Source organism: Oleiphilus sp. HI0117 (assembly GCF_001635235.1).
The window spans coordinates 1-7,893 of sequence record NZ_LWGA01000832.1; the positions used below are offsets into that span (position 1 = coordinate 1).

At 42.3% G+C, this 7,893-nt stretch carries 10 protein-coding genes; 6 read left to right on the forward strand and 4 right to left on the reverse strand.

Annotation, left to right across the window (positions count from 1 at the left end):
* Positions 1 to 894 (reverse strand): transcriptional activator NhaR (gene nhaR / locus A3757_RS14035; protein WP_068739805.1); only part of this gene is annotated, 894 nt, incomplete at its 3' end.
* Between the two features lie 256 nt (positions 895 to 1,150).
* Here nhaR and A3757_RS14040 point away from each other — a divergent pair.
* From A3757_RS14040 to A3757_RS14050, 3 genes are all read left to right on the forward strand, one after another.
* Entirely contained in the window at positions 1,151 to 1,789 is a 639-nt protein-coding gene (locus tag A3757_RS14040; RefSeq protein ID WP_068554077.1) for an HPP family protein, read from the forward strand.
* 399 nt (positions 1,790 to 2,188) lie between these two features.
* Positions 2,189 to 3,130 (forward strand): universal stress protein, encoded by a 942-nt coding sequence (locus tag A3757_RS14045; RefSeq protein WP_068508639.1) that lies wholly within the window; start codon positions 2,189 to 2,191, stop codon positions 3,128 to 3,130.
* Positions 3,131 to 3,167: 37 nt separating this feature from the next.
* Positions 3,168 to 3,602, forward strand: a complete 435-nt coding sequence (locus A3757_RS14050) for a phosphate-starvation-inducible PsiE family protein (protein WP_068515468.1) — start codon at positions 3,168 to 3,170, stop codon at positions 3,600 to 3,602.
* Between the two features lie 193 nt (positions 3,603 to 3,795).
* On the opposite strand, the gene A3757_RS14055 is transcribed toward A3757_RS14050, so the two are convergent.
* Positions 3,796 to 4,164: a hypothetical protein gene (locus tag A3757_RS14055; protein WP_068553808.1), complete on the reverse strand. Its 369-nt coding sequence runs from the start codon at positions 4,162 to 4,164 to the stop codon at positions 3,796 to 3,798.
* 671 nt (positions 4,165 to 4,835) lie between these two features.
* Here A3757_RS14055 and A3757_RS14060 point away from each other — a divergent pair.
* The 3 genes from A3757_RS14060 to A3757_RS25775 all read left to right on the forward strand — a co-directional run bounded on the left by A3757_RS14060 (position 4,836) and on the right by A3757_RS25775 (position 6,317).
* On the forward strand, positions 4,836 to 5,183 hold the full coding sequence (locus tag A3757_RS14060) for a hypothetical protein (RefSeq protein WP_068508599.1): 348 nt from the start codon (positions 4,836 to 4,838) through the stop codon (positions 5,181 to 5,183).
* Positions 5,184 to 5,462: 279 nt separating this feature from the next.
* Positions 5,463 to 6,059 (forward strand): hypothetical protein, encoded by a 597-nt coding sequence (locus A3757_RS14065; protein WP_068510218.1) that lies wholly within the window; start codon positions 5,463 to 5,465, stop codon positions 6,057 to 6,059.
* Between the two features lie 87 nt (positions 6,060 to 6,146).
* The gene (locus A3757_RS25775) at positions 6,147 to 6,317 is read left to right on the forward strand and encodes a DUF6435 family protein (RefSeq protein WP_156490163.1); all 171 of its coding nucleotides are present in this window, start codon (positions 6,147 to 6,149) and stop codon (positions 6,315 to 6,317) included.
* A gap of 59 nt (positions 6,318 to 6,376) precedes the next feature.
* Here the strand turns inward: A3757_RS25775 and hemH are convergent, their stop codons facing one another.
* Entirely contained in the window at positions 6,377 to 7,459 is a 1,083-nt protein-coding gene (gene hemH, locus A3757_RS14070; RefSeq protein ID WP_068516530.1) for a ferrochelatase, read from the reverse strand.
* 135 nt (positions 7,460 to 7,594) lie between these two features.
* Positions 7,595 to 7,893, reverse strand: a 299-nt coding sequence (locus A3757_RS14075; RefSeq protein ID WP_197470049.1) for an acyl-CoA dehydrogenase C-terminal domain-containing protein, incomplete at its 5' end; no start/stop codon positions are given.

The window sequence follows — 7,893 nt, forward strand, 5'->3', positions numbered from 1 at the left end:
TGAAAAGCTTCGTCGTGCTGCATCGGTAATTGCAACGACAGCCGGATGTTTCAATTTTCGCTCTGGTGAAATAACAAAGAAGTGTTCGCTAACATTGTTTATCTCACCAATCGACTTAACGTTATACATGCGCTCAACTTGGCTTGCCATGGCTGATGGCGCAGGAAAAAAACCTGCACCGCCTTCGCCAAATGCTTTTAGCAATGCACTATCGTCAAACTCTGCGATGACATTTGGTGATATGTCTACCTGATCAAACCAATCATCCAAGCTTCTACGTAAAGCATGATCATTCAGAGGGAGAAGAACGGGTGCCTCATTTAGCAATTCAGGGAACTCTCCTGAATGTTGGTGCCGCAATTCGTCTGTGCCAAAGAAAGATAAGCTACTAGAACCTAGCTCATGGCTAAAGGCTTTAACATTGAGCCCGGTAGGAATACTGCGATCAGATAGCACCAAATCAAGTTTGTGAACGGCTAAATCTCCAAGCAAGCTATCTAGGTCGCTCTCCATACAGACGATTTTTACCGGATCATCTAGTTTCATAGCTGCTTCGAGAAGTTTATAAGCGATGAGTTTGGGAATGGAGTTTACGATTCCAACATTGAAAGTAATTGGTGCTCCGGGCTGCTTGCTTTTGACTCGTTGAGTAAGCTCAGCGCCCAGGCTGAATATTTCATCGGCGTATTGCTCAACCATGCGCCCCATCTCGGTGATAACTAGGCCGCGACCCACTCTTTGAAACAGAGGCTCACCGATAGTTTCTTCAAGCATTTTCAGCTGACCGCTGATTGTTTGAGGCGTTAAATGAAGAGACTCAGCTGCTTTTGCGACGGAGCCTTCTCGAGCGACGGTCCAAAAATATAGCAGGTGGTTGTAATTGATATGTCTCATGCTAAGCCCCCTAAGGTGTATTGACTGACAATCGTAATTCATCAATATTGCAAGTTATATACGAAGATAATGTGATTTTAGATCGGTTTTTTCGATGATGGTTTGTTTAGTGTCAGCTTAATGTTTATTTTCAGTATTGTAGAAGCTTTCCTTATGATCGAAAAAAGCGACCGTTTAGTAAGTAAAAAGCTACTTTTATCGATCCCAGAAAGGCGGGATGATCTAAGTCGTATAAATTGTATTGGGGGATTTTGCTATGTTCTATGTATATTCACCGAGTGGACGGGCCTTCGCTGGGCCGTTGGAAAAGCTTAGGAAGGTTGAGAAACCCGCCAATACCTCGACAATACCGAGTTTAAATTATACAGAAGTAGAGCTTGAAGAGAATGAGCAAGCCAGAAGTTCCTATGATGTGCCCGTCAAAGCGATTTCTGAATATCAGAATTTGCTTAAGAAAAACTCACAGCAAGAAGCTGTTTATCATGCTTACCAAGTTATGAGCCAACCGGTCGTTAGTGTTCAGCTAAGCGATACATGGGGATACGTACTTGAGTTATTCGAACAGGTGCATTATCAGGTAGTTCCTGTTCTGGATAATAAAGGGCAGCTAGTTTCAGTAATCTCTCGCCAACAAATATACGCTAAGCTCTTGTCTCAATCGTCGGTTCAAATGGGGCGGGACACTTCATTATCGAGTGTTATCCAAACAAGGGGGAAATCTGTTGTTTCAGCGGATCCTGTGACAGATGTTCGTAGAGTGGCCAAGGCCTTAGTCATGTATAGCTTGGATGCAATCCCTATTGTGGATGCTGAGCATCGTTTAGTGGGGATTGTCTCCCGCACTGATATTTTAAGGTGTGTGACTGCCAACCCTCCTCTTTCAATGTGGTGTTAGCGCGAAAGAGACTTAAGCCCCCAAAGAGATCTAGGCGAAGATTTATCTGTGTCAGAAAATTCCTTATTAAATGAACGAATTAAACTGCTTTTTTAAGGGAATGTTCATTGAGAAACTGAGGCTATATTAAGTAGCTGTATGAAGCTATCGAATACAAACCATTCTAACTCCCTTGCTCGAGCGAACTTTCGAGACACCCCGCATTGCGGGGTTTTTTTATATTCTGCAATACTCTTAGCATAACTTTATGTTCGTTAAAATCGAGTAATCATTTAGCTAAAATCTGATTTTTACGAGCATTAATAGTTGAAATAATGGCTTAGCTTTTAATCGTTTTAGTTGATGATTAGTGCTGTCAAGTGTTGGATTATATTTTCCAAATTATGAGAGGGACTAAAAATGAAATTGAATCATATTATGGTACCTATTTCTCCAGGAGGTGGAATTGCTCCAAGCTTGGGTGAGCTTATCGGCTTGAGGAGTGACAATGATGAACCGCTAGAGGTTAAGTTTATTACTGTAATCGAAGACGCTGACTTTTCTAGAATCTCGGGTTATATGAGAGCCTCTCCTGCGACACTCCTAGAGCACGCAATCAATGTTGAGCTTGAGCGGCTGGATGCCATGATTGCGCTCTTAGAAAAAAAGCTTCCTGATGTGTTATTTGAGCGCGAAGTTGTAACAGGCGTGGCATTTATCAATCTTATATTAAGTGCGTTGCGGGGCCACTATGATTGTATTGCCATCTCTAAGCCTAGTACCAACAAGAAAGATAGTAGTGTTATGGGAAGCACTTTGATGCACCTGATGCGTAAGTCACCCACGCCAACTTTCGCGATTGGCCACCAAAAAATGTGCCCTGAAATGAAAATAGCCGCAGCTATCGATGTAAGTAACATTGATGTTGATAGCGGCTTGAATCAGCAGATACTTGATGCAGCTTTGAGCCTGGCGGAGTTATATCGCGCAGAGCTGCATATTGTTCATATCTGGCACCTTGCGGGTGAAGGGTATCTTAGTACTTGGGGGCGGCGCAGTGACTTCGAGGTCGGAGCTATGGCAAGAGAAGAAAAGCACTCTAGGAAAGAGAGAGTTGACGCCCTAACGGGGCATGCTAAGCGGCGTATTCGAGAGATACATTTAGTTGAGGGGCAGCCCAAGAATGAAATACCCAAATTCGTCGATGATCAGTCAATTGATATCTTGGTGATGGGGACTGTGTGCCGTTCAAATGTTGCTGGCATGATCATAGGCAATACCGCAGAGTCTATTTTGGGTAAGGTCAATTGCTCAGTGCTGACTTTGAAGCCAGAAGGGTTTGAGTCTCCTGTTGTTAAATAGTGAGTGATTCAATACCTTATTAGATAGGACACTTAAGATGAAAAATGACACTGAAAGTATTTTGATTTCTCGTATTTATGTCTTGGTTCGGTACTGCGTCCGGTTACTCTCAATATTGATGGCTGTCGTTATTGTGATGGGCGTTATTGATGTTGGCTGGACACTGTATCAAAAGCTCATAACACCGCCGCTGTTTATACTCACTATCTCTGATATGTTGGCAACGTTTGGGGCGTTCATGGCAGTCTTGATTGCCATTGAGATCCTTATCAATATTACCGTCTATCTACGTGATGATGTGATTCATGTAAAGATTGTGATGGCTACTGCCCTAATGGCGGTAGCGCGAAAGGTGATTATTCTGGATTACAAAGAGGTTCAACCAGAGTATGTTTATGCCACCGCAGTACTAGTCTTCGCGATGAGTGTGGGATACTGGGTAGTTCATAAACTACCTGAAAAATCACAGTAGATCATTGACTCTAACTATCCTGAGCGGAGGGGTAAATTCGTATAGTTATTTTGTGACCTGATTTTTAAAGGTGTTTTCGCGGAGAGAGGATACGGTGTCTTGATTAAAGGTTTTGTTGCAGCGTCAAAAGCAGACTGCGTCAGCGATTCACCCAGTCAGGGTTGATCGATCTGCAGCCTGTTGTTGCTAGAGGTTAAACAACCAGTTTGGCTTCATTGGCCTCTTCAGTAACGTCGAGCAAGGGAGTAGCTCTGCGAACTCGATTATGTTTTTTGAGCTTACGAAACAAGGTCTGGTTTACTTTTTGTAATGCATCTACAAATGCTTTCTCTGTGCTGTCTCGTTTAGTAGTAATAAGAATCGACGGGAGCCCGAACAGTGTAACCTTAACTTTGCATTGTTTATCAACGCCGCCTTTTGGGCCATTCACATCTTCTAGGTTAACGTTGATTCGTTGAATAGACCCTGCAGCCTTTCGATACATTCGTCCTAATCTTCGCTCAAGGTCGAATCTAACGCCAGGGCTAATAAAAGCTGTTCGTGTGTTGACTGAGATGTTCATATTACTCTCCTATAAGCTTGAATAGATGCCTACCAAAATCGGTATGACCATATATGCACGATCTATTTTGAATAAAATTGGTGATATAAAAAGCAGATAAAAATTTACTGGATGCTCGTTAAAAACATACTATTTGAAATTCAGATATTTTTTATAGGTCATAGATCCCAGCATCTTGTGGTTGACGGAAAGGTTGAAGTAGATATTTGCTGGTATATTGGTGCTCATGGTAAGTATTTCTCACCTATACTGTTTAAGGGAAATACTAGCGTTTAATATAAGAGGCCAATATCTAATCAAAGTATTGAATTATTACTTTTAAAGTCATAATTAATTTGAAGGCTTATATGGATAGCTTTGGAAAGGGCTGTTTTATACTGATGAAATTTTAAAAATTAGTGAGTATATGAATTTGTTTTTTAGACGGAGTTTTCTGCTTACAATTTGTGTGACGTTGCTGGGGTTTGTTCCTCCCTTTTATGCATTTGCGGACTCAATCATAGTAAAAGCCAATCCTGGCTACTACCCAGTTACGTATAAAGAAGGAAACCACTGGTATGGTATGGACACGGAGGTGCTACAGGAAATCTTTGCTCGCGCCGATTTAAGCTACGATGTGGTCTTTAAACCTTTTAAAAGAAGTTTGATCGAAATGGAACGTGGAGAGATTCATGTTATTCCTAACCTTACTAAAAGTAATGTGCGTTCTAAATATGCATTGGCTAAGCCCAATCCGAACGACATGTATTGGTTTGGTTGTGAGAGATCAAGACGCATACCTTCCGATCAAAGCATTGGATGATCTAGTAAAGCTGGCGCAACAAAGGCAGCAAAAAGTAGGCTACCTCTCGGGCGCGAGTTATTCGGAGTACTTCGATGATCGCCTAAAAAATGAGGAGGCTTTGAATGCTATTCTCTACTTCCTACCGAGAAGTGAACAGTATCGTAAGATGCTGAAACTCGGTCGAATTGTTGGGTATTTCTACGATGACTACGAGTTTGAGATGCTTAGGTCCTAAAACGTATGGCCATGAATACCAAGGCTTGGCGTTGCTTTCTTATCGTGTTGAAGGCTCCTGTACGGGGGCTTATATTGGCATTTCAAAAGAATTGGACATGATTAGATATCAACAACTTAAGGGAGCGTTTCAGAGTATGAAAACTGACGGATCTTTTACTGCAATACAGCATAAGTGGTTAGGTACAAAGCCTGTTTACTTTGAATAGCTATACCTTAGGTAAAATTTTATAAGTAGTTAGTTTCCTATTAGTCATTAGTAGCAAGGGTATTTGGTAGTATGAACTCACCTCTAGAGGTCTTACGTGAGCAGCGCCAGGCAGCTATCGCGAAGCAAGACCCAAGCGCAAAATATTGTTCTTTCGCGACGCTAGAGGAACACTGCCCATCCCAAGTTAGAATGCGAACACTCGTTGTGCGAGAGATATCTACTGAGTCTTGCCTATTATTTGTAAACCGCTTAGCGCAGAAGAACTTATCAAACTTAGCAGCTAACAAAGCTGAAGCGCTATTTTTTTATCCTTCTCTTATGTGTCAGTTCAGAATGCGTGGGAGTTTATCGTTATTGTCTGCCTCTCAATTAGAACCCCATTGGCATCATAAACCTCACGCATCAAAGCTTTTAGATCACTACTATGCTCGTTACCAAAATCAGAGTTCTGAATTAAATGATCGAAAAACCTTGGAACAGGCTTTATTGGAGTTAAAGAAAATATATCCAAACTCTGATGAAGTGCCCTTTACAAAAGACGCTTTAGGTTTGCTTATTACTGCTGATTACTTAGAAATTTGGCAGGCTCATGATAGTGGTGTGCATGAACGGTCTCTATTCACCAAACATGGTTCTATATGGATAGAGCAGCTGTTGGTTCCCTGAATAATGGTCTTTTGCCGGATGATTGCAATCTATTTCCCTTATACAGACGTATTTAATAAGTACCCTCTATAAATAGGAAATAGCGCAATGATCAATCTATTTAAGCAACACACAATGAAACGCTTGATTAAGGAATATGAAAGAAAGCTGACCTACGCTTTCGAGGCTCAAAGAATGGGTGATATGAGAGAGTATGCCAAGCGAACCCAGGATGCTGATTTGGTATATCAGCAAATAAAGGATCGGCAGCAGTCTTAAACTTGTGAACGCATCAGTGAAAAGACCTTCAGGCGCCATGCTAGAAGGTCTGTTTAGTATTACTGGTGTAAAGGACATCCTTTAAACCTGCGTTCACGTGCCTGATAATCCTGAGCCTTGACCTCCCATCCTTGAAGGTTGCTGTCGATTATCGATTCTAGTAAATCAATATGGCTCCTATCTGAGTTTAACGCAGGGATATACTGATAACTTTGTCCGCCGGCTTCTAGAAAATAATCTCGATTTTCCACGGCAATTTCCTCAAGCGTTTCTAAACAGTCTGATGAAAAACCAGGGCAAAATACTTGAACAGATGAGACGCCTTTATCGGGGAGTGATTTCAAGGTGTGGTCGGTATACGGTTTAAGCCACTCAGCTTTACCAAAACGCGACTGAAAGCTTGTGATAACTTTATCCGCATCAATATCCAGCGCTTCAGTTAATAGTCGAGAAGTGACTTGGCAATGACAGTAGTATGGGTCACCTAACTCTAAGTATCGTTTGGGGACACCATGAAAAGATAGCATGAGCTTGTCAGCCTGGCCGTTCTCAGACCAAAACTGTTTTATTTTATCGGCCATTGCTTTGATATACAGCGGATGGTCGTGATAAGAATTTATAAAGCGGAGTTCAGGCACCCAGCGACGCGCTGTTAGTTCTGTAGAGATCGCGTCAAAGGTGGAACCGGCAGTCGCACCTGAGTATTGAGGATACAAGGGAAGGATCACTAAGCGTCGAGCACCTTCTTCTAGCATTGAATTCATTACCTTGTCGATGGAAGGGTTGCCGTAACGCATCGCAAACTTGGTAACAAGCTTGTCACCCCATTTGGTTTCTAGCCTCTTGCTTAAGGCTTTTGCCTGCTCTTGTGTGTGCGAAAGCAATGGTGAACCATGCTCCGTCCAAACCGAGGCATAGGCTTTAGCCGACTTTTTTGGACGTATGCGTAAAATAATGCCGTGTAAAATTATCAGCCAGATAAGTCGCGGAATTTCTACAACTCGAGGGTCAGACAGAAACTGTCTGAGGTAAACTCGTAAAGCTTGTGGTGTTGGTCCGTCGGGAGTACCTAAGTTGGTAATTAACACACCTATTTTATCTTCTTGAGTGTGAGTGAAATCGTCTAGTCCTTTAAATTTCATAATACCTGTTCCTGTCAGTAATGCTTGTATCAACAAGATTGATTGTTTGTCGCGCTATGGCAAGGATACTTGTCTAGAAAACTGCATCATGCACTTAATTAATTGTGCATGATGCAGGAGTGTGGCTTGAGGTGACTAAAACTCTTCGACTGAAAAGTCCATGATGCTACTCTTTCCAGATTTTATGTCTGAAAGCAATGCCTCCATTTCTGGTGCGTATAAGCGGAAGAAGTGTTCAGCAGCTTTACGCTTGCCTTCTAGGAACGCTGCTGGGTATTGTTTGGCTGTTTCTGCTTGCTGCGTTTGAGCGGCCATTCTGGCCCATAATACAGCTAAGGTGGTTAGTGCAAATGTTCGTAGTAGCGTCGATGCCACCGCGCCTGCCTGTTCCGGATCTTGGCTTGCGTTCTGGCCTAACCAACTCAGTGCAGACT